Annotated in this window: 17 protein-coding genes; 10 read left to right on the plus strand and 7 right to left on the minus strand. The window is 41.3% G+C overall.

Annotation, left to right across the window (positions count from 1 at the left end; all coding sequences use genetic code 11):
- Positions 1 to 153: 153 nt before the first annotated feature.
- Positions 154 to 3,498: a leucine--tRNA ligase gene (locus tag FC093_RS24210; RefSeq protein ID WP_240743182.1), complete on the minus strand. Its 3,345-nt coding sequence runs from the start codon at positions 3,496 to 3,498 to the stop codon at positions 154 to 156.
- Positions 3,499 to 3,769: 271 nt separating this feature from the next.
- Here FC093_RS24210 and FC093_RS04555 point away from each other — a divergent pair, with 271 nt between their 5' ends.
- The 4 genes from FC093_RS04555 (at position 3,770) to FC093_RS23990 (ending at position 5,847) form a co-directional block, all read left to right on the plus strand.
- Positions 3,770 to 4,645, plus strand: coding sequence for a cell division protein FtsX (locus FC093_RS04555; protein WP_137260557.1), 876 nt, complete (start codon positions 3,770 to 3,772; stop codon positions 4,643 to 4,645).
- 126 nt (positions 4,646 to 4,771) lie between these two features.
- Positions 4,772 to 5,104 (plus strand): DUF3098 domain-containing protein, encoded by a 333-nt coding sequence (locus FC093_RS04560; RefSeq protein WP_137260558.1) that lies wholly within the window; start codon positions 4,772 to 4,774, stop codon positions 5,102 to 5,104.
- A gap of 151 nt (positions 5,105 to 5,255) precedes the next feature.
- Positions 5,256 to 5,426 carry a hypothetical protein gene (locus FC093_RS23680; RefSeq protein WP_170970993.1) on the plus strand — a complete coding sequence of 57 codons (171 nt, stop codon included), beginning with the start codon at positions 5,256 to 5,258 and terminating at the stop codon, positions 5,424 to 5,426.
- Between the two features lie 277 nt (positions 5,427 to 5,703).
- Complete coding sequence (locus FC093_RS23990) at positions 5,704 to 5,847, plus strand: hypothetical protein (RefSeq protein ID WP_206106502.1); 144 nt, start codon at positions 5,704 to 5,706, stop codon at positions 5,845 to 5,847.
- A 27-nt stretch (positions 5,848 to 5,874) separates the two neighbouring features.
- Here FC093_RS23990 and FC093_RS04570 read toward each other — a convergent pair whose 3' ends face one another.
- Both FC093_RS04570 and FC093_RS04575 read right to left on the minus strand, forming a co-directional pair.
- Positions 5,875 to 6,591 (minus strand): head GIN domain-containing protein, encoded by a 717-nt coding sequence (locus FC093_RS04570; protein WP_137260559.1) that lies wholly within the window; start codon positions 6,589 to 6,591, stop codon positions 5,875 to 5,877.
- Positions 6,592 to 6,738: 147 nt separating this feature from the next.
- Positions 6,739 to 8,109, minus strand: a complete 1,371-nt coding sequence (locus FC093_RS04575; RefSeq protein WP_137260560.1) for a dipeptidase — start codon at positions 8,107 to 8,109, stop codon at positions 6,739 to 6,741.
- Positions 8,110 to 8,476: 367 nt separating this feature from the next.
- Between FC093_RS04575 and fdhD the strand changes: the two genes are divergently transcribed.
- The 4 genes from fdhD (at position 8,477) to FC093_RS04595 (ending at position 13,170) form a co-directional block, all read left to right on the plus strand.
- Positions 8,477 to 9,340 carry a formate dehydrogenase accessory sulfurtransferase FdhD gene (gene fdhD, locus FC093_RS04580; RefSeq protein ID WP_137260561.1) on the plus strand — a complete coding sequence of 288 codons (864 nt, stop codon included), beginning with the start codon at positions 8,477 to 8,479 and terminating at the stop codon, positions 9,338 to 9,340.
- Complete coding sequence (locus tag FC093_RS04585; RefSeq protein ID WP_137260562.1) at positions 9,318 to 9,686, plus strand: DUF7009 family protein; 369 nt, start codon at positions 9,318 to 9,320, stop codon at positions 9,684 to 9,686. Before fdhD ends, FC093_RS04585 begins: the two co-directional genes overlap by 23 nt.
- A 1-nt stretch (position 9,687) precedes the next feature.
- Positions 9,688 to 12,012, plus strand: a complete 2,325-nt coding sequence (locus FC093_RS04590) for an FdhF/YdeP family oxidoreductase (RefSeq protein WP_137260563.1) — start codon at positions 9,688 to 9,690, stop codon at positions 12,010 to 12,012.
- Between the two features lie 477 nt (positions 12,013 to 12,489).
- Positions 12,490 to 13,170: a class I SAM-dependent methyltransferase gene (locus FC093_RS04595; protein ID WP_137260564.1), complete on the plus strand. Its 681-nt coding sequence runs from the start codon at positions 12,490 to 12,492 to the stop codon at positions 13,168 to 13,170.
- A 128-nt stretch (positions 13,171 to 13,298) separates the two neighbouring features.
- Here the strand turns inward: FC093_RS04595 and FC093_RS04600 are convergent, their stop codons facing one another.
- Entirely contained in the window at positions 13,299 to 14,357 is a 1,059-nt protein-coding gene (locus tag FC093_RS04600) for a cation diffusion facilitator family transporter (protein WP_137260565.1), read from the minus strand.
- A gap of 322 nt (positions 14,358 to 14,679) precedes the next feature.
- On the opposite strand from FC093_RS04600, the gene rpsA reads away from it, so the two are divergent.
- Both rpsA and FC093_RS04610 read left to right on the plus strand, forming a co-directional pair.
- Entirely contained in the window at positions 14,680 to 16,677 is a 1,998-nt protein-coding gene (rpsA, locus tag FC093_RS04605) for a 30S ribosomal protein S1 (RefSeq protein WP_137260566.1), read from the plus strand.
- 220 nt (positions 16,678 to 16,897) lie between these two features.
- On the plus strand, positions 16,898 to 17,122 hold the full coding sequence (locus FC093_RS04610) for a DUF3820 family protein (protein WP_137260567.1): 225 nt from the start codon (positions 16,898 to 16,900) through the stop codon (positions 17,120 to 17,122).
- Positions 17,123 to 17,283: 161 nt separating this feature from the next.
- Here FC093_RS04610 and FC093_RS04615 read toward each other — a convergent pair whose 3' ends face one another.
- The 3 genes from FC093_RS04615 to FC093_RS04625 form a co-directional block, all read right to left on the minus strand.
- Entirely contained in the window at positions 17,284 to 17,595 is a 312-nt protein-coding gene (locus tag FC093_RS04615; RefSeq protein WP_137260568.1) for a DUF3467 domain-containing protein, read from the minus strand.
- A 572-nt stretch (positions 17,596 to 18,167) separates the two neighbouring features.
- Positions 18,168 to 19,694: a RagB/SusD family nutrient uptake outer membrane protein gene (locus FC093_RS04620; protein ID WP_137260569.1), complete on the minus strand. Its 1,527-nt coding sequence runs from the start codon at positions 19,692 to 19,694 to the stop codon at positions 18,168 to 18,170.
- A gap of 21 nt (positions 19,695 to 19,715) precedes the next feature.
- A complete protein-coding gene (locus FC093_RS04625) occupies positions 19,716 to 22,856 on the minus strand; it encodes a SusC/RagA family TonB-linked outer membrane protein (protein ID WP_137260570.1) in 3,141 nt (1,046 codons plus the stop codon).
- Positions 22,857 to 22,967: the final 111 nt, after the last annotated feature.

Consider the following 22,967-nt stretch of genomic DNA (forward strand, 5'->3'; position numbering starts at 1 on the left):
GTAAGTTACAAAACTGTAAAATTGAATGCTGCACCAATAATATCCCTCTAAAGAAAAAGGCATAGAAGCAATTGCTGCTCTATGCCTTACTATAAATAACGCTGGCAGGGTTCGGAACCGGCTAAGCGTTTAGTTCGCTTCTCTTAAAATTACCTATACTACTACATTCACCATTTTATTTTTTACAAAAATGAACTTTTTGACCTGTTTGCCGACAGTCCATTTCTGCACTACCTCATTATTCATCACTGCTTCCACGGCTTGCTCCTGTTCTACATCGGCAGGCAGCACTACTGAAGTACGCATTTTACCATTGATGCTTACCGGATATTCTTTGGTAGATTCTATTAAATATTTTTCTTCCAGTTTTGGATAAGAAGCATCCAGCACGCTGCTTTGATTGCTTAATTGTTTCCACAACTCTTCTGCAATATGTGGTGCATACGGGGTAAGTAAAATGAGCAATGGCTCCAGTATTTCGCGCTTTTGGCATTTTAAATCGCTCAGTTCATTTACACATACCATAAAGGCACTCACGGCAGTGTTAAAGCTAAAGCGCTCGGTATCGGCTTCTATTTTTTGAATGGCTTTGTGTAATACTTTTAATTCCTGGGACGTAGCTTTTTCTTCATTCCAGACTTTGCCTTTTAGTTCATCAAAAAACAAACGCCACAATTTTTTCAAAAAGCGATGCACACCTTCAATGCCCTTGGTATCCCACGGTTTACTTTGCTCTACCGGACCTAAAAACATCTCGTACATGCGGAAGGTATCTGCGCCGTATTTGTTTACCAGGTCATCCGGATTGACGGTGTTGAATTTTGATTTAGACATTTTCTCTACTTCTATGCCGCAGATATATTTGCCGTCTTCTAATATAAACTCTGCATTTGCATATTCTCCATTACGCCATTTTTTAAACGCTTCAATGTCTAATTCAACACCATCAACAATATTTACATCTACATGAAGTTTAGAAATTAAAATTTTCGCTTTAGAATAATTTTCTTTATTACAGTAATTAGGGATTATTTCATTTAGTAAGTCAAGAATTGTGGGGGTTGATAAATTTCCTTCCTTCCATTGCTCATATAATCCATGTGAAATAAAGATTGGACTTGATGTGTTAACTGAGATTTCCAAAGGTTCAAACCTATACACAAACCGGCTGCTCCCTTGTATCATTCCCTGATTCAGCAATCTTCTATACGGTTCATCAAAACCTATGTAATCTAAATCGTACAGGAATTTTGTCCACATGCGGCTGTACAGTAAATGTCCAACTGCATGCTCTGTTCCGCCAATATATAAGTCCACCTGGTTCCAGTAATCGCTGGCTTCGCGGCTGCAAAAGATAGCATCATCGTGCGGGTCCATATAGCGCAAAAAGTACCAGGAAGAACCGGCATAACCAGGCATGGTGTTGGTTTCCCTCACCCCTTGCCCCTCTCCACGGGTGGAGAGGGGATTTGGGGCAACTTCTAAGTTAATGGCTTCTTTGATTATGTTTAAAGAAGCATCAAGATTGTGTAATATTTCTTCATTGGTAAAGCGAATAACAGTGAAGCCGATTTCATTCAAAACTTTTGTTCGATTCTCATCGTACAGCTTTTGTTCTTCTGTTTCATGATAACCACCGTCCACTTCTACAACCAATTTGTTTTGCAATGCAACAAAATCAACTATAAAAGCATCAATCGGATGCTGCCTTCTAAACTTTACACCTAACTGATTGTTGCGCAAAGCCTGCCACAAAATTTCTTCTGCTTCGGTATGCTCCTTGCGCATTTGTTTTGCCAATTCATATTGTGCAGGCGTATAAACGCTGTATTTAGGCACATTCGCTGCTCCCAACGCCCCCTTCTCCACCTGTGGAGAAGGGCTGGGGATGAGGGACCACTCCTTTACATTCGCCAACGGACCTTCCCCTTCCGGTCCCGGTCCATACTTTTCTACATAAGGCAATTCCAATGGTAATTCACTTTCATCCAGTGGATAAGCAATACCATCTTTCCAAATAATCGGGAATGGCTCACCCCAGTAGCGCTGGCGGCTAAATGCGGCATCGCGCATTTTATAGTTCACTTTACGCTTGCCCTTGCCATAACCTTCCAGATCATCCATCACCACTTTCATTGCATCGCGCATGAGCATACCATCCAAAAAGTCACTGTTGGTGAGCATGGCATCTTTGGTGGGATTGGCTTCCTCGCCATTAAAATGTTCGCCTATAATATTAGTAATGGGTATATCGAAATGCTTTGCAAATTTAAAATCGCGCTCATCGCCGCAAGGCACCGCCATAATAGCGCCGGTACCATAGCCAGCCAGCACATACTCCGAAATCCAAACCGGAATATGGCGGTTATTAAATGGGTTGATGGCATAGCCGCCGGTAAACACGCCGGTAATTTTTTTCTCTGCCATGCGTTCGCGCTCGCTGCGGCTTTTTACATACGCTAAATATTCATCCACCGCTTCGCGCTGTTCATCGGTAGTGAGCAAATCTATGAGTTCGTGCTCGGGTGCTACTACCATAAAGTCAACACCATAAATTGTATCCGGTCTCGTCGTATATACTTTCAATTTACGGCGCTGCTCATCTTCTATCGTAGCAAACTTATCGCTGCGAATGGCAAAGTCTATTTCTGCACCATAGCTTTTACCAATCCAGTTGCTTTGCATGTCTTTCATGGCATCGCTAAAATCTACATTATCCAGGCCACGCAACAGCCGGTCAGCATATTCAGTAATACGTAAGTACCATTGGCGTAGTTTCCTTTTTACCACGGGATAGCCACCGCGCTCACTCACACCATTTACTACTTCATCATTTGCCAGTACGGTACCCAATGCTTCGCACCAGTTCACCTCGCCATAGCCGCAATAGCAAAGACGATATTGCATCAGAATATCCTGCTGTTCTTTTTCAGAAAAAGTATTCCATTCATCAGCAGAAAATAATGCAGCATCGTAATAGTTTACAGACTGATTACCATCTTTTTCAAAAATGGCTACCAGCGTGTCGATAGACTCAGCCTTGTCGTTTTCGCGGTTATACCAGCTTTTGAATAATTGTAAAAAAATCCATTGCGTCCACTTGTAATATTGGGGATCGCTGGTGTTTACTTCGCGGCTCCAGTCGAAGCTAAAGCCTATTTTATCTAACTGCTTCCTGAAGTTTTCTATATTTTTTTTGGTGCTTTCTGCCGGGTGCACACCGTGCTCAATGGCATATTGTTCGGCGGGCAGCCCAAACGCATCGTAGCCCATCGGGTGCAGCACATTGTAGCCCTTCAATCTTTTAAAACGGGCAAAAATATCAGAGGCAATGTATCCTAACGGGTGACCTACATGCAGCCCGGCGCCACTTGGATAGGGAAACATATCCAGCACGTAATACTTTGGCCTGGGGCTGTTATTACTTACTTTATAGGCATTGGTTTCCCCCCAGTACTGTTGCCATTTTTGCTCTATTGTTCTAAAATTATATTCCATTGTTATTTTTTAATTTTTGCCACAAAGACTCAAAAACAAAAAGATTTTTGAGGAATGTGATGCTCGCCGCAACCTCTCTTATTCTTTAACTGAATAAATTTTTGTCTTCGTTTTCTTTTTATACACAAAAACAAAAAACAGCTGTATTCTTCGTGTCTTTGCTACTTTGTGGCTAACACCTGCATACTAAGCGCGTAAAAGCTGCGTTAAGAATGTGTGCAAATGTAGGTGAAACCCCTAAATTTGCCGACCTCTAAAACCGCTTTTACATATGGCGCAATTTGGCAAAGGTTCTTCTAAACGCAGCAAAGCAAGCTACATTTACAGTATTATCGGCGTATCGCTCATCCTCTTTTTGTTAGGTGTGATGGGCTGGATTTTTTTAAATTTCAGGCAGGTAGGTAATTCTTTTAAAGAAGACATTCGCATCAGCGCATACCTGCGCACAATGAATAAAGATACGATTGCACAGATACAGCAGTTTATTGCCACGAAGCCTTATGCTAAAAAGGTAGAATATATTGATAAGGAAAAAGCAAAAGCTTTGTGGAATAAAGATGGCAACGAAGACTGGGATAAAATCTTGGACTACAATCCGCTGCCTGAAAGCATTGATTTTTATGCCAATGCGGATTACCTTGACAAAGACAGCCTGCAAAAAATAAACAACCAGTTATTGGGCACTTATCCCGACCAGATAAGTGATATTACCTACCCGCAAACACTGGTGAATACTGTGAATGAAAAGACCAAAACTTTTGGAGTTGCCTTTTTGGTAGTAGCGATAATATTGTGCATTATTGTAATTGTAATCATTGATAATACCATTCGCCTTGCCATGTTCAGCAACCGGTTTTTGATTAAAACAATGCAGATGGTGGGCGCTACGCGGCAGTTCATTACCAAGCCCATGGATATAAGAGCGGTGATTAATGGATTAATTAGCTCTGGCATTGCTATACTGTTGCTGTTCTTATTAATTCAATGGGCAGAAAACTGGATTCCGCAACTGAAAGCCATTCACGATTTACAATTGAACTTAATGCTGTTTGGTGGTATGCTGGTAATTGGCGTTGGCATCTCACTGATAAGCACACACCGGAGTGTGGTAAAGTATTTGAAGCTAAAACTGGATGATTTGTATTAAGAAGCGCTTGCATCAGGAGCAATCTTGTGTATTTCAATCTTGTTAAATACCTGTATCTTGTGCATTGCGCCTTGTACCTTATCATTTTTATCTTAATCTTGCAAGCTTAATCGTAGAAAAATTATTATGGCAGAAATAAAAAGGGCTTATCAGCCTAATAAAAGGACAACTTCAACACCGAGAAACGTTGTGCCGAAGCAAGCCAAACAGCCTTTAACCTCGCTGTTTACTAAAGATAATTATAAGTGGATGGCACTGGGTGCTATTGTAGTAGCCATAGGCATGTTTTTGATGAGTGGTGGCAGAAATGAAAATCCAAACCAGTTTGATCCGAAGCTGGTGTATGGTACTATGCGCATTACCGTTGCTCCCATTATTATTTTATTAGGTTTGGTGATTGAAATATATGCCATTTTCAGAAAGCCGAAACAGGAAGCAGTAGAAGAGAAAACGGTATAACTGAAGTTTTGAAAATAGAAAAGCGGCGAAATACTTCGCCGCTTTTTGTTTTATTTTTACAGTAAATGAATTTTTTATGGCAGAAGAGCAGCAACAGATTGTACCGGAGCATATTCCGCCACCAACCAAGTTTACCAATATTTAGCATGAATTGTTAAGGCTTTACAGCCATAATGTATCTGATGAAGATTTATTAGCCATTAAGGATTTAATTGGCAGGTATTTTTTGGACAAGCTGCAGAAAAAAATTGATGCAGCAGTTGAGAAACTTGGTTATACACAGGAAGATTTTGATGCTATTTTAAACGATCGAAACCAGTAATCCTATGAGGGTTGTAGTAAATACGAATGTGCTTATAGCAATCGTTCCATCTAAATCTTAATACCACTTTGTATATCAATTAATAAAGAATAACAAGTTAGACTTGATGATTTCAAATGAAATCGCTTTGGAATACGAAGAACAACTGAAGTTTAGGTATAAATTGTTTTCGGTAGAGGATGAACTGACAAGTCTATTTCGGTTACCAAATGTCAGGCTTTATACGCCTGATTTCTCTTGAAATCTCATTACAGTTGATCCCGATGATAACAAATTGGTGGATTGTGCCATTGCTGCTAATGCCGGTTATATTATTACCAACGATGCTCACTTCAACATGTTGAAGAACATCACTTTTCCTAAAGTAAACACGCTTACGTTGCAGGCATTTATTTCGCTGCTTTCAAAATCAAATCTCTAATTTTCTTGCACTTTTTAGTACTATTAATTACTCCACTTTAGTAACCGAGCCCGAGCCGTTGATATGTGAATCAACATTAGCATTTCCTCTGTATTTAATGTGCCCGGAGCCATTTATTTTTAAGGTCAGTTGTTTAGAAGCCATTACTTCGGCATCACCACTGCCATTGATACCTACTTCAGCTTTTTGTGTATTTAAACCAAAACAATAAATATTGCCCGAACCGGATAGACCGGCAACCCATTTATCGGCACTGCCGCTCAGCTTTATGTTGCCGCTGCCATTCATGAGGCTTTTGAGTTCTGGCGTATTTACCTGCATATCAATATTGCCGGAGCCGCTCAACTTCAAAGTCATATCATCAGGGTTCACCAGCATACCTTGCGAAGTAATATTGCCGCTGCCATCTAAAACCACTTCATTAAACACCGGCGCTGCAACATACACCCTCATAGGATTATCAGAGTGAAGATTGTAGCCTTTCTTTGTTCTAATGTGTAAAGTTTTTCCATCCACATCAGTAAGAATATAAGGTAATAAATTCTGGTCGGCTTCCACTCTTACGCCAGCATTGGGGGCGTCTTGCAAAATAATATCCATTGGCCCCGAAGCTTCCACACTATTGAAAGAACTAACCTGCCTGTTTTCATTTGCATGCTGTCCATTCCCTTCCACCCTTTCACCCATCCAGTTGCAGGAAAATAAAACGGGCATCAGCATACATAAGAATAACCACTTTTGCATATGGATTGATTTAGAAGTTTAGTTTTTGGTGTTAGGAATTTTTTGAACCACAAAGTACAGAGAACACTAAGTTACACAAAGTATATCATCCTTATATTTCTTCGCGCTACTTTGTGATCTTCGTGTCTCTGTGGTTCAAATTAAAACTCATCCTTTCATTTCCGCATAATACTGATGAAAATAGGGAATGGTTTCAATGCCTTTGTAAAAATTAAACAACTCAAATTTTTCATTCGGACTATGCAGGTTATCGCTATCCAAACCAAAGCCCAGGAATACCGTTTTGCAATTCAATTCACTTTCAAACAAAGCTGTAATGGGAATGCTGCCGCCGCCGCGCACCGGAATGGGTGGCTTGCCAAAAGCAGTTTCCAGCGCCTTAGCAGCTGCTTTGTATTCTACACTGTCCATGGGCGTTAAATAAGGATCTCCACCATGGTGTTCTTCGGCTTTAACAGTCACCGAAGGCGGAGCTATTTTTTTTAAATGATCAATCACCAGTTTTGTAATTACCTGATGCTTTTGGTTGGGCACCAACCGGCAACTGATTTTTGCATGTGCCTTAGATGGCAATACCGTTTTAGCACCTTCGCCCGTGTACCCGCCCCAGATACCATTCACCTCCAGTGTAGGCCTTATGCCGGTTCGCTCGTTGGTAGTATAGCCTTTTTCGCCCCATAATTCCTTTACCCCCAAATCATTTTTATATTCTTCTTCATCATAGGGCGCTTTTGCCATTTCTGCCCTTTCTGCAGCAGACGATTCTACCACATCATCATAAAAATGCGGGATGGTAACATGATTGTTTTCATCGTGCAGCGAAGCAATCATTTTGGCTAAAATGGTGATAGGATTAGCAACAGCACCGCCATACACACCACTATGCAAGTCGCGGTTTGGACCGGTTACTTCTACTTCTATATAACTTAAGCCACGCACACCCACATCTATGCTTGGGTTCTGCATACTGAGCATAGCCGTATCGCTGATGAGTACTACATCGGCTTTCAACAATTCCTTATTTGCTTTTACAAAATCTTCCAGATGACTGCTGCCTATTTCTTCTTCGCCTTCAATCAGGAATTTGATATTAACCGGCAGCGAGGCGGTTTTGGTGAATATTTCCAGTGCTTTTACGTGCATATAAAACTGCCCTTTATCATCGGCAGAACCGCGGGCATATATTTTACCATCTTTTATTACCGGCTCAAATGGTCCGCTGTGCCACAATTCCAGTGGGTCGGGCGGCTGCACATCGTAGTGCCCGTAAACCAGCACGGTGGGTTTGGAGGCATCTGTTTTTTTCTCTGCAAATACTACCGGGTGACCTGCTGTTTGATAGATGGCTACGGTATCGGCACCTGCTTCTTCCAGCCGTTGCTTTACAGCATTGGCGCAGGCAATCATGTCTCCTTTATGCTCGCTGCGGGCACTTACGCTGGGTATGCGCAATAGTTGCAGCAGCTCCTCTAAAAACCGGTCTTTATGTTGATCCAAATAGTCTTTCCAGGCTTGCATGTTATATTATTTTTGCAATGCGAATGTAATGCTTTTGGGTGTTGAATAAGCGCAGTAAAAGAAGCAGCGGTGTCTTTTAATGTATGATTTTCAATTGAATTAAGCATCTATGATGAAAACAGCAAGTCTGTATTCCAAAGATCATCATATTTATATCATTATTCATGTACATCCTATATAAAGCGGCAAGACAATGTAAAAAGAGAATAATAGCCCGGCAGTTTGTTTGTAAAAAATTACATCCTTTACTAAACCGGTATGTTGCAAACAGATTACTGTTTTCTATATCGTTGCAAATACTTAACTTACCTCATTACTTTGCTTTGAAGTAGCAGAACTTGCTTCTGCATTGAAAAAATCATCATTCATGTCGAGGTCTTCCATTTCATCAAAATCTGTTATTAAAGTACATGGCACCACCACACGCCACGTTAATGATGTGCTTGCCGCAGAAGAGCCACTGGAGATACGGCTTTGCTTTGGCGCTTTTTTGCAAAGAAAGCAGCAAAATATTTCCGTAACCATGCGCACGCCGGGAAATGACTTTGAACTCGCCACCGGCTTTTTATTTACGGAAGGCATTATAAAAGAAGCTGCAGACATTCATAGCATTAAGCACTGTAATGGACTGCACGAGAATGTAGTGAAGGTAGAATTGAAAGAAGAAGTAACAGTGGACATAAGTAAGCTGGAAAGAAACTTTTATACCACTTCCAGTTGCGGAGTTTGTGGTAAATCTTCTATTGAAGCAGTAAGAACGGTATGCCGCCTCCCCGCCATTAAGAACAATGAACTTCAGTTTTCATCAGCAACTATTTATACGTTACCTGCCCTTTTGCGGAGCACACAAGCTATATTTGAAAATACCGGCGGCTTGCATGGCTGCGCACTTTTTGATACTTCAGGAAACTTAATTTTAGCAAGAGAAGATGTTGGGCGACACAATGCAGTAGATAAACTCATTGGCGCAACACTGGCGCAATCGCTGTTTCCGTTAGATCGCTATCTTTTGTTATTAAGCGGAAGAGCCTCTTTCGAATTAATTCAAAAGGCATGGATGGCAGGTATTAAAATAGTAGCTGCCGTGGGTGCGCCTTCCAGCCTTGCGGCTCAAATGGCAGAAGAAGTTGGAATGACACTGATTGGCTTCTTAAGAGAAAAAGTTTTTAATATTTATTCCGGTGAACATAGAATAATTATTTCTGATTATGAAAATTCGTATCAAGGGTAATTCGGTTCGTATAAGACTCTCCAAATCGGAAGTGGATGTATTTGCAGAAAAAGGGTATATAGAAGAAAGAACTGAATTTGTAAACAGCACTTTGATTTATGCAGTTAAAAGCACTAATACCGAAACACTGTCTGCCGACTTTACAGATGGAAACATCACCTTATATGTTCCGCTGCAGTTACTACAGCAATGGGCAGCTACTAATATGGTAGGGCTCGATTATAACATGCCTGTACATAATGGTGGCACATTATATCTTTTAATAGAAAAAGATTTCAAATGTATTGATGCCGATGTAAGTGAAGACCAGTCGGACTATTTTGAAAATCCTTTAAAAGCTTGCTGATATGAACAAGGAAGAAATGGAAACGCCCAATGCCGAAAACCCCGAAACATTTACCGGCGGTTTAAAGGTGGATGAACCAATGAAAGTTGCCGCCGGAGTTGAGGCAGTGTACCATGCTGCACAGCATGTATTTGGCGAGATGAATGTAGGGCGTGGAATGAAGGCATTATTAGCACTCAACCAAAAAGGGGGTTATGATTGTCCATCGTGTGCATGGCCCGACCCGGATGATGACCGCTCCGGCATTGCTGAGTATTGTGAAAATGGTGCCAAAGCTGTTGCTGATGAAGCCACCACCAAAGCGTTGCGACCCGATTTCTTTTCGCAACATTCAGTAAAGGCATTGTCCGGATTAGATGATTTTCACATTGGTAAAAACGGGCGCATTGCACAACCCATGTATTTGCCGGAAGGTGCCACCCATTATCAGCCGATAAGCTGGGAGGATGCCTTTAATAAAATAGCGCACCATTTAAACAAGCTTGCAAACCCTAATGAAGCCATCTTTTATACATCGGGCCGCACCAGCAACGAGGCAGCTTTTCTGTATCAGCTGTTCACCAAAGAATATGGTACTAATAATTTGCCCGATTGTTCCAACATGTGCCACGAATCAACTTCGTTTGCGTTAGCGCAGGCAATCGGCATCGGTAAAGGCTCGGTAAAACTGGAAGATTTTTATGAAGCAGAAGTGATTATGATTATCGGGCAAAACCCCGGCACCAACCACCCGCGTATGTTGACAGCTTTGCAAAAGGGCAGGTCCAATGGCGCTACCATTATCTCGGTAAACCCGTTACACGAAACGGGGTTGCTTGGCTTCAGCAATCCGCAAAAACTAAAAGGGGTGTTTGGTATTAATTCAAAGCTGACCGATATTTTTTTACAGGTCAAAATAAACGGTGATCAGGCTTTACTAAAAGCCATTGAGTATTTGCTGCTGGAAGAAGAAGAACGGGCGCCCGGCACTGTATTCGACACTACCTTTATAAAAGAACATACTGCCGGCTACGAGGCGTTTATTGCGCAGGTTAAGAAATACAGCCTGGACTATCTTGCTACTGCTTCTGGAGTTCCTTTGGAACAAATAAAAAAAGTGGCGGATGTTTTAAAAGGTAAAAGCAAAATCATTATTTGCTGGGCGATGGGCATTACCCAGCACAAGAACGCGGTAGATACCATTCGCGAAATTGTAAATTTATTATTGCTGAAGGGATGTATTGGCAAGCCCGGCGCAGGCACCTGCCCTGTACGCGGGCACAGCAATGTACAGGGCGACCGTACCGTAGGCATTCTTGACAAACCGCACGAGGCTTTGCTGAACCAGATACAAAAAGTATTTGGCTTTGAGCCACCAAGAACACATGGCTACGACGTTGTAAAATCTATCCGCGCTATGCACGAAGGCAAAGCAAAAGTATTCTTTGCAATGGGCGGCAATTTCCTGTCTGCAACTCCCGATACCACTTACACGGCAGAAGCATTAAGAAACTGCGATCTTACTGTTCAGGTTTCTACAAAGCTCAACCGCAGCCATCTGGTGCATGGCAAAGAGGCGCTTATTCTACCTTGTCTCGGTCGTACCGATAAAGATGAGCATGATGGCATCGTTCAGTTTGTTTCCTGCGAAAACTCAACAGGTGTTGTACAAATGTCAAAGGGAATTTTAAAGCCTATATCAGATGATTTATTGAGTGAGCCGGTAATTGTTTGCAGGCTGGCAAAAGCCACTCTCGGCACCAAATCAGTAATAAACTGGGATAAGTATGAAAAAAATTACGACGCTATTCGCGACGATATTGAAAAAGTAGTAAACGGCTTTAATAATTACAACGAACGGGTACGGCAAAAAGGCGGATTTTATTTGCCTAATGGCAGCCGTATAAGAGCATGGGATACTCCAAATGGCAAAGCAAATTTCACCGTTACCAACTTGCAGCTCCCTGAAATTAAGGACGATGAATTGATAATGATGACCATTCGCAGCCATGACCAGTTTAATACCACTATTTATGGATATGAAGACCGGTATCGTGGTATTCATAACGAAAGACGTGTTGTGTTTATGAATATCGTTGACATGGCTACATTAAAACTGTATAACGGTGATGTGGTGGATATATGCAGTACGTATGATGGTGTTGAAAGAATAGCCCATCAATTTATTGTTATACAATACGACATACCAGAAAAGTGTGTTGCCACTTATTATCCCGAAACAAACGTATTAGTTCCGATAAGCTGCGTAGCTGATGTGAGCAATCAGCCAACTTCTAAATCGGTTATAGTAAAGATTAAGAAGCATGAAGAGGTTTTAGAACCATAGGTGTTCGAAAGCTGCTGAAGTGCAATCTTGTGCTGCGTCATTGCGAGCGGAGTGAGGCAATCTGTGGATGATAGTACAATCAGGCTAAGCCATCAGTATTAATGCACTAATCAATGATAAACTTTATTATAAACATCAATTAACCTGTTAAGAATGATTTACGGCTATGCACAGACTGCTTTACTTAATCTCGCAGTGACGAAGTTGCTTTACTCTCAAACATGCAATGCAGGTTTCAAACACTGGTGGTCTTAGCACCTCAATATTAATATTGTATTATAAGGTAAAGCAGGTTTCCTTGAACGCTGACATCCTTGAACCGTGATGTTTTGCATGTAATTGTTTTAACTTTTATAAAATCCTGTATCCTCCCGCCAACAAACAGTTAAGCACATTTCTGCATAAATATACCTGCTAATTAAAGGCTGTTTGCCATTTTCTGTTTTATATTCGGGCATTAGCATTTTTCCCAGCTCTATGGATAAACAGTTAATGCGTGACATAGTACAATGGGACATTCAATCCTGGAGTAAGGCCATTCTTTTTTGGGATAAAAAAATAGATTGGTCTTCTGTTAATACCTGCCTTGAACTCGGCGCAAGAGAAGGCGGTTTATCCCTGTGGCTGGCATTGAAAAACAAGCAGGTGATTTGCTCGGATATTGTTATTTCAAAAGAAGCAGAACAGCTACACCTAAAGTACAAAGTGGCAGATAAAATAGAATACGAAACTATTGACGCCGCCGGCATCCCGTATGAAGATTATTTTGATGTAATTGTTTTTAAATCAGTGCTGGGCGGTATAGGGAAAAATAACAATTACAGGTTACAGGAGCAAGCCGTGAATGAAATGTACAAAGCATTAAAGCCCGGTGGCAAGTTGTTGTTTGCAGAAAACTTAAGGTCATCGGTATTGCATGATGTTATAAGAAAAATATTCCGGCAATGGGGCAGCAAATGGCGGTATGTATCCCTGCAGGAAATCAACACCCTGATGAAAAAATTTTCGACGGTTGACATAGCAACTACCGGCTTTTTATCTGTCTTTGGCAAGAACGAACCACAACGGGAAATATTGGCTGCGGTTGATGAACAATTGTTTAATAAATTGGTACCACAACGCTGGCATTGCATTGCCTACGGTATTGCAGAGAAGTAGTTAGTAAGTGGTGAAGAATAGTTGACAATTATTAGCTAATAGGTGATAGCTAACAACTTTGCATTTACCCGCTTGTACTTTTATGTCTTTTTCTGAATCTTCACCGTTGCAGCTTTTATGCTTGTTGCTTATTCTTTACCGCGTGTTTCTCCCGTTCTTGTATTTTGCTTCTTATTCTTCATTTCATTCAACTGTGCAGTTTCCAATGTATGTTTTTCATTCAGGAGAACATTGGCAAGTGTCCACTCAAGTCGTTTTTCCAGTACGTGCTGCCGAACAGGGCAATCACTTTTTATGCAAATGGCACAGCCTGCAGGTGGTATGCAACCGTCTGTGTGTACAAACATTTCGAAAGCGTCTCCAAACTCACTGGTGATCAGTGTTCTCAGTTTATCTATTTCATCGTGCGCTTCATTTATGTTTAAATACCAGGGCACTGTAAGGTGAAAATCGGCGTGCAACAAACTACCATATTTTATTACCCGCAGGTTATGAATATCTACCCAGTTTTCGCGGCGGTTAGCATTGAGTAATTGCACCATCCGGGTCAGCAGTTTCATATCTGCCTCATCCATAATGCCAGCCAATGAGGTACGGATGATACGATAGCCATTGTATAAGATAATCCCACTCAAAGTAATGGCAATTGCTTTATCCAGCCAATATTGCCCGGTGTATAAAATGATAATTAAACCGGCAATCACCGCCAGAGTTGAATAGGTATCTATCTGCAAATGTTTACCGCTCGACTCTAAGGCAACTGATTTATTACGCCTGCCAATTTTAATACAGATATAACCGGCAACATAATTAACTATTCCGGTTATTCCTACTAAAATTAACCCTTTATCCAATGAGCCTACTGGCCTATCTTCAAAAAAGTTCTGTACGGTTTGATACAGTACTAAAATACCTGCAGCCACAATTAGCGAACCCTCTACCGCTGCAGAAACAAATTCTGCTTTGCCATGCCCGTAAGGATGCCCTTCATCGCGTGGCTTTGCAGCGATGTATAAACTATACAAACCAATAAAACCCGCAATTACATTTACAATACTTTCCAGCGCATCAGTCAAAATCGCTAACGAATGCGTGAGGTAATACGCAATGATTTTTGCAATGAATAATACCACCGATAACAGTGTTATCCATTTTTGAACCCTGAAATTTTGTTTAGCTGACTGCAAAAGAGAATTTTTAGAAAAAAGGGCACAAATGTAAGAAGAAACCTTCAGTCGTGCCTTGCGACTGTATCGGGATAGGTATTCTCCAGTGGTGGAGATGAAACATCAAAAGCTTACATCATACATAATATATTTAAAATTCAGGTACACGAATAAGACAACAATTGTGAATTAATTTAGGTAAGTAAATATAGTGAAAATAGATTATTTTAACTGGTAATCATCCCATTGCAGATGGCAATATCCAACGAAAATATTACGCACGTTTTAACTGTAATAAATCTTAACTTTGCAACCCCGAATAAAAAACCGGGATTTTATTTTTATGGAAGAAAACAATATTGTTAACCCAAACGCTGAACAGCAGGAGCAAACGCCGGTGGCACAACAGCCACAGGAGCAGGCTACAGCGACAACAAATGAACCTGCACAGGAGGGTGCTGACGGTAACAACGGACAAGCACAACCCGATGCTGCACAAGAGCAGCCAGTACAAAATGATGTGAAAGTACAGGAACCGGTAGCTGAAACTGTTGCAGCTCACGACGACTTCGACTGGAGCATTGACAAGCGTAATGTAGCCCATTACAGCAAAGAAGACCAGCAAAAATATGACAAAGTATATGAAGATACTTTTGTGCAGATTGAAGATGGTGAAATTGTAAATGGTACCGTGGTAGCACTCACCAAAACCGATGCGGTTATCAATATTGGTTTTAAGAGTGACGGCTTGATTTCGCTGAACGAATTCCGCGACCTGGCAGATCTTCAGATCGGGGATGTAGTGGAAGTGATGGTAGTAGAAAAAGAAGACCGTCAGGGACACCTGCACCTGAGCCGTAAGAGTGCCCGCATCTTCCGTGCATGGGAGCGCATTGTAGAAGTACACAAAACCGGTGAAGTGGTAACGGGACATGTAACCAGCAAAACCAAAGGCGGCCTGATCGTGGACGTATTTGGTATGGAAACATTCTTACCAGGCTCACAAATTGACGTGAAGCCCGTAACCGATTACGACCAGTTTGTAGGTAAAACAATGGAATTTAAGGTGGTGAAGATCAACGAAGCCATTAAGAATGCCGTTGTATCGCACAAAGCCCTGATTGAAAGTGATATTGAAGCACAACGTGCTCAAATCATCAGCCGCCTCGAGAAAGGTCAGGTGCTGGAAGGTACAGTAAAGAATATTACCGATTTTGGTGCCTTTATGGACCTCGGTGGTTTGGATGGCTTGTTGTACATCACCGATATTTCGTGGGGTCGTATCTCTCACCCGGCGGAAGTGCTGAAACTCGATCAGAAGCTGAATGTTGTAGTGCTTGATTTTGACGATGATAAAAAACGTATCTCTCTCGGTCTTAAACAATTAACACCACATCCTTGGGATGTATTGCCAGAAAACATTGTAGAAGGCGCCACTGTAAAGGGTAAAGTGGTAAATATTGAAGACTACGGTGCATTTCTCGAAATTATGCCTGGCGTAGAAGGGCTGGTGCACGTGAGTGAAATCACCTGGGCTAATACGCCAATCAACGCTAAGGAATTCTTTAAACTGGGCGATGAATACGAAGCGAAAGTAGTAACGCTGGATAAAGAAGCCCGCAAAATGAGTCTGTCTATCAAGCAATTGACCGAAGATCCATGGAGCACTATCGAAACCAAATATCCGGAAGGCAGCAAACACAAAGGCGTGGTGAAGAACATTACTCCATACGGCGTGTTTGTAGAACTGGAACCAGGTATAGGCGGTATGATTCACATCTCCGATTTAAGCTGGCTCAAACGCTTCAACCACCCATCTGAATACACCAAAGTGGGCGCAGACATAGATGTGGTTATCCTGAGCATTGATAAAGAAAACCGCAAATTGCAACTGGGTCACAAGCAACTGGAAGAAGACCCCTGGAATGCACTGGAAGATACCTTTGCAGTAGGCACTATCCACGAGGGTACTGTTATCCGCAAAGACGATAAAGGTGCATTAGTACTGCTCCCTTATGGCTTGGAAGGTTTTGCGCCTAACCGTCACCTCGTAAAAGAAGATGGTAAGAGCGTAGCGGCTGATGAAACTGCTGAATTTATGGTTATTGAATTTGACCGTAACGAAAAGCGCATCGTGCTGAGCCACTCCCGTATTTGGGAACAGGCTAAGCAGGAAGAAAAAGAGGCAGCCCGTAAAGAAGCCAGAAAAGAAGAAGAAAACGCTAAGAAAGTCGTGAAGAACATTCAAAGTAAAGTGGAAAAAACCACGCTTGGCGACTTAGGCGCACTGGCTGAAATAAAAGAAAGACTGAAAAAGGAAGAAGGTAATAACAACAAGTAATTACGATCTTTTTTACAGGTTTTGAATAATTGAAAGCCCCGCAAAATGCGGGGCTTTTTTATTGCCTTTATGTTTACGTTACGGCTTAATACAAGCCTGATGCAGTTGGTGTATCACTCCTATCAATCATCTTTTGCATTCCGGCAAAATAAACGCGTCTTTGCTTCGCTGCGCTTGCAGGATGAAAAAGCTATTTATCTTCACATCACAAAACCATAATATGGATAATGCGGCTAACAAAGAATTATTTGAACAATTAGTCTCTATGAAAATGCCTTTTGGTAAATACAAAGATGTAGTACTTTGCGATTTGCCAATATCCTATTTAGAATGGTTTCAGCGAAAAGGCTTTCCCAAAGGAAAGCTCGGCATTTTGCTGGCAACGATGTACGAGATAAAACTGAATGGACTCTCCTGTCTATTGGAGCCGTTGAAAAAGAAATAAACCAAAGCTTTTGATACCTGCTGTTAATTGATACTGTAACCATAAAAATGCCATTTAACTTACTGCCTGCTGAGGTTGCATCAGTTAATTAAATGGCAAATGCGGTTAGTCAAAACTAAAAATAAGATTGTAGTCAATAAGCCTTCTATAAGAAAGAAAAGTTAAGCCTGTGCAGTTGGCCCGCCAAAATTAAGTGGTATTTCTATCTGCTCCAGATCCTTGATGGTGCCATGCGCATCTTCGTAGCGCATTACATTTTCCTGCAAAGCTTTCATAAAGCGTTTGGCGTGCATGGGTGTAAAAATGATGCGCGATTTTACTTTACTCTTAGGTGTTCCCGGCATCACATTCACAAAATCTATCACAAACTCGGCATGACTGTGTGTAATAATGGCCAAATTGGCGTAAGCCCCTTCTGCTACTTCTTCTGATATCTCTATATTTATCTGATTTTGCGGTTGTTGATCGGACATGAGAAACGTTTTTATTTAATTTGCCGAAGATACGAGTTATGTACGTTGCTATAAACTAAAAAGGTGAACTGCAAATACAGTTGTTTTTGAGGCAGAAATTACTACATACACAACAAGAATTTTTAATGAATAAATATTCTTTGAAATATTTAAATACAACCAAAACTTATCTGCATAACAGTTACTTCAGAATTCATAAATATACCCCTGATACTCTTAAGCATTCAGCTTTATAAAAAAGTATATAAAATATACAAAGAACAAAACTGGCCAAATATCCAACTCCTTTTTCTGACAGTAGGATTATCAAGTTTGTTTCTGCCTTTAGCCATAATCCAATTTTTAAAGGTAATAGAAATGCGCTTATTGAGCTGGCATAGCACCTTATACCAACTGTTATTATGGATTTTGTAAATAGATGAAGAATAAGAATTAGATGAAGCAGCATAAGTGATGGCTTTCTATAAAGCTGCTGAATATTCTTTACCAAAGATTAGTGACAAGTAAAAGGCAAACTTTAATGCAGTTTGCCTTTTATTTTTTCTTTTACTTTATTGTTGTAAGTTAAATAACTACGGATTTTGATCGGCTGCCGACAAGGCTTCATTAGCCTGAATTTCTGATTGTGGTATTTTTAAATTAAATGCCGGATCATTGGCAGGAATGAAATAATCATTAGGTGTTGGATGGTTAGATTTCGTGCGGTCTATAGGCAACTGCAGCCTCTTAGCATCCAGCCAATCTATACCCAACTCACCATACAATTCTTTTCTTCTTTCCAGTAAAATTTCATCAATCAGTGCCTGACCGGTCTTATGAGATTGTACAGCTTTAGGATCGCGATTGCTTTGCAGTTCGAATAAGATGTTATCCGCATCTGCATCTTTGCCTTGCTTTGCTTTTGCTTCTGCTTCTATCAAATACATTTCGCCAACCCGTATCATATTTAGTGATTCATTGAAATCAATTGTTTTCAAGTCTACCGTTTTACCGCTTATTAGTTCAACAGGTTGCCCTGAGCTAATACCAAATTTGTTGGTTGCTAGATAATCTGCTGCTGTAGGATCAGGATCATAAACATAAAAAGTATTGCGTATATCAGTAGCAGAAAAGTTTTCAACTAATTCTCTGCTCATCCAAAATGCATCATAGCCATTACCCGTTTGTTCGAAAAAGGAACTTGGTGTACCGTAATAAAGACTCTGACCGCCATTTTCAATCGTTTGCGGAAAGCCCCAGATCACTTCATCGGAAGTGAGCCCGTTATAATTGTCGGGATAGCCCGAAGCGTCGAGGCTTAAGCCCTCTCTTGCATTAATGGCTGCATTTTCTGCTTCTGCCCATTTGCCTTGCTCAAGGTAAATCCTGGCAGCCATACCCCAGGCAACATTCAGGTTTACCTGGCTTTTAAGAGCGCGGTCTGTGGTTAAATTTTGAACAGCAAACTGGATGTCATCATTAATTTGATTGTACACATCCTTTACAGTACCACGCGGCTTTCCTTCCAGATTTTCGCCACTGGCAGGCTCTGTATAAACTGGAACACCCGGTGCACTTGGATCTTTCAGGTAAGCAAACTGAAACTCGCGGATTAATTCAAAATACAAAAAAGCGCGCAGTGCTCTTCCTTCTGCAAAAAGAGGTGCTTTTTGTTCTTCCGTTATAGTAGTGCTGTTTTGAACACCATTTATTAAAGTATTTACCTGATTGATAAGCTCGTAAAAGAAATACCAGGTAAATCTTGTTCTGCGGTAAGTCGGCTCCCGGTTATCATTTTGATAATCAAAATAATACCAGCTATTATAAGGCATTACAATGTCCATACCTTTTGCATCGCGCGCCAGGTTGATAGAGTTATAGCCCCAGGTGTCTGTTGATCCGCCAGCACTGGCATCTATGCTCTGCCACTGGCTACGCATGCTCCTGTAAATACCATTAAAATAAACACGAACAGCATCGGGTGAAGCATACACCTGATCAGCCGTTGCCGAATTGGTAGGAGCCACATCGTTAATAAAGTCTTTTTTACAGGCATTTAAAAACACTGTAAAAGATAGTAAAAGTAAAAAGAAAGGAATTCTATATTGTTGGTTCAACATTGTGTTTCTCTTTAATTAGTATTAGAAATTAAGGTCAAGACCGGCAGAAAAGGTTTTAAACATCACAGCATTACCTACTGCATCACCATTTAGTGCAGATTCAGGATCTGAACCTTTTTTCAGTTTGTCCCAGGTGAGCATGTTATCAGCCTGTATATACACGCGTATATTTTTGAAGACCTTCTGGCTCTTATCGAGGTTGAAAGTATAACCTAATGTTACATTACGCAATCTCACATAATCTCCGCTGTATAAAAAGCGGGTAGATAATTGTTCTTCATCATTATTATTCGGATTCAGTTTTGGAACATCAGTGATATCGCCAGGTTTCTGCCATCTTCTTAGTTCATCTACATCCATTTGAGCACCATAGCCACTATACAGTCCGTGCATCAGGTTAGCATAGTTGTTATCGTAGTATTTACCGCCAAAAGCGTAATTGAGTAAAATATTCAGGTCGAAGCCTTTATAGCCCAGCCGGGTAGTAAAGCCACCGGTAACTTTGGGCAAGCCGGAACCTACCCATTCTTCACTGTTCAATGCTTCGGTATAGTCATTCGATTTTACTTTTTTACCGGTTGCGTTTCCATTGGCATCGGTTTCGTTTACCCACCACTGACCACCGCCGGTTTCCGGATCAACACCAGCCCACACAGGCAGGTAGTATTCATACAACGACTTGCCTACTACGCGCCTGAAAGCACCACTGGAAGCCGAAGTGTCCTGTCCAGGCAGCAATTCTTTAATGGTGTTCTTTACATAAGTAATGTTGAACATCAGGTTCAGGTTAAGATCCTTGCTACGGATAACACTGTAATTAAGGTTTAGCTCAATGCCTTTGTTCTGTAGTTTTCCGATATTAGTTTGGATACTTGAAAAACCGATAGAAGGCGGTAGTGGTTGATTAAACAACAGCTTTTTTGAGTTCTTTTCAAACAGGTCAATACTACCGCTCAGCTTATTTTTGAAAAAGCCGAAATCTATACCAATATTGGTAGTCAACTGCCTTTCCCATTGTATTTGGGCGTTGGCAAGATTGTCTAAATACACACCGGCGTTTGTTAGTTCATTATAACCGGAGGCATAGGTGCTTAGATACGGGAAAAAGCTGTTTAATGCATTATTACCCAATGCACCATAAGAAGCACGTATTTTTAGAAAATTGACAGTATTGGAGTTTTTCAGGAATTTCTCCTCGCTCATTACCCACGAAACGCCACCTGCCGGAAACCAGCCATAACGAAAACCTGGCGCAAAAATGGAAGAGCCGTCTCTTCTGGCAGTAAACTCTGCAAAATATTTGCCTTGATAATCATACTTCACCCTGCCCAGGTAGCTAAGCAAGGTAGAAGTAGTGGTATAACCTTCAAAGTCTTCGATGGTTGCAGCATTGCTCGGTTGCTCCTGCCCCGAAAAAGGAAAGCCTGTTTTGGAGCCATACAGCGTTTCAAAGAAATACTTATATGCCTCATAGCTTGCCATAGCTTCTACGTGGTGGTCGCCAAACCGGCGCTCATAATTCAGCATGTTGTTCCATGTCCAGGAGGTAGTCAGGTCTTGCTCGCGGTAAACACGACCACCTACTGATTCTGCATCACCAAACTCTCTGTTTTGGTATTGAAGCTGATCAACAGAATTTCTGTTAATACCAAAATTACTTCTGAAATATAAACCAGTCGTAAGATTGATCTGAGCATAAGCATTCAAATCGGTAAGCAGACGTTTGTAGTTCCAGTCATCCAAAAATATAGTACCCACTACATTAGATGGCTGCAATACGGGTCTGTTTATATTTACAGTACGGTTTGGATTAGGCTTACCATAATCATATATTGGATTGCCACTCGCATCCCTGATGATTACACCGCTGTCGTTTCTTGCATATATAGGAAATACCGATGATAGTGATCTTTCGTATTGAATAACATCCGCATAATTACCGGTGCCTTGGTTGGGATAGTTTTGTTTAGAAGAAACGATGGAAGCTTTGGCACCTATCTGTAACCAGCTTTTTAAGTACGTAGTGTAATTTAATAAAGTAGATACTCTTTCGTAGTTAGAGCGGGCTACATAACCATCCTGATTTAAATAACCCACAGAAAAATAATACTTCGATTTTTCGGTGCCGCCACTTATTCCCAGGTTAATATCTCTGCGTATAGGATTGTCTCTTTCCAAGGCATCAGTCCAGTTGTCGTTCCATAATGGTACCGCACCTGCTACCAGTTTGCCGGTTGTATCAATGGGGTTTGGAAAAGCTGGCCCATAGGGATTGTAGCGGAATGCAGGGTTAATTAAATTTTGTGTTGCCAGTGCTGCAGCATTGGGCTCACCAGCATCTTCATAGGTATTTTTTAAACCCTCCCAGCCTAATTCCATTAACTGCTGTGTATTTAAATAAGAGTAATCACCCACCGCTTTTTTAGAAATACCCACTACAGAGCTCAGGGTAATACTCGGTGCAGCATTTCTCTTGCCAGCTTTGGTAGTAATCAATATTACACCATTAGCTGCGCGCGACCCGTACAATGCAGTAGCCGGCGCATCCTTTAAAACAGAGAAATTATCAATATCAGCAGGATTAATCATATTTAGATTGCCATTGAAAACCACGCCGTCCACTACAATCAGCGGGTCGGCACTGGCCAATATAGAAGCAACACCCCGGATGCGTATCGTTGGGTTTTCGCCGGGCTGACCATTGGTGTTTACCACTATTACGCCCGGAGCAGTGCCTTGTAATGCTTGGCCAACAGTAGTAACCTGCTGGCTTTTAATGGCATCCGCACTTACGGTGGAAATAGCACTGGTTATCTCCGAACGTTTTTGCGTGCCATAAGCTACTACCACTACTTCGTTTAATGCATTGCTACCCGGCTTTAGCTGAATAACAGGGGAAGTATTGGTCGTAATATCAAATTCCTGCGTGGTGAAGTTTACAGAGCTGACTATCAGTGTAGTAGCCTTAGTATTAACCGATAATGTAAACTCTCCGGCCTCATTAGTAGTAGTTCCCTGTGTAGTGCCCTTTACTACAACAGATGCATTAGCAACAGGGGCATTCTTGTCGTCCACTACCTTCCCGGTAATCGTGCGCTGCTGCGCAAAGACGCTTAAGGCAGAAAAGAGCAGAGCTGAAATCAAAGAAATCAATCTTCTCATGTATTGGTGTTTTAAATAGGTAATTAAGAATGCAAATAATACTCTACTTGCTAAGACATAGGGCGGGGCATCGCTGCTGCACCCTGACCGGGCAAAAAATGTAATTTTTGG

The organism is Ilyomonas limi (genome assembly GCF_005233845.1).
Taxonomy (GTDB): Bacteria; Bacteroidota; Bacteroidia; order Chitinophagales; family Chitinophagaceae; genus Ilyomonas; species Ilyomonas limi.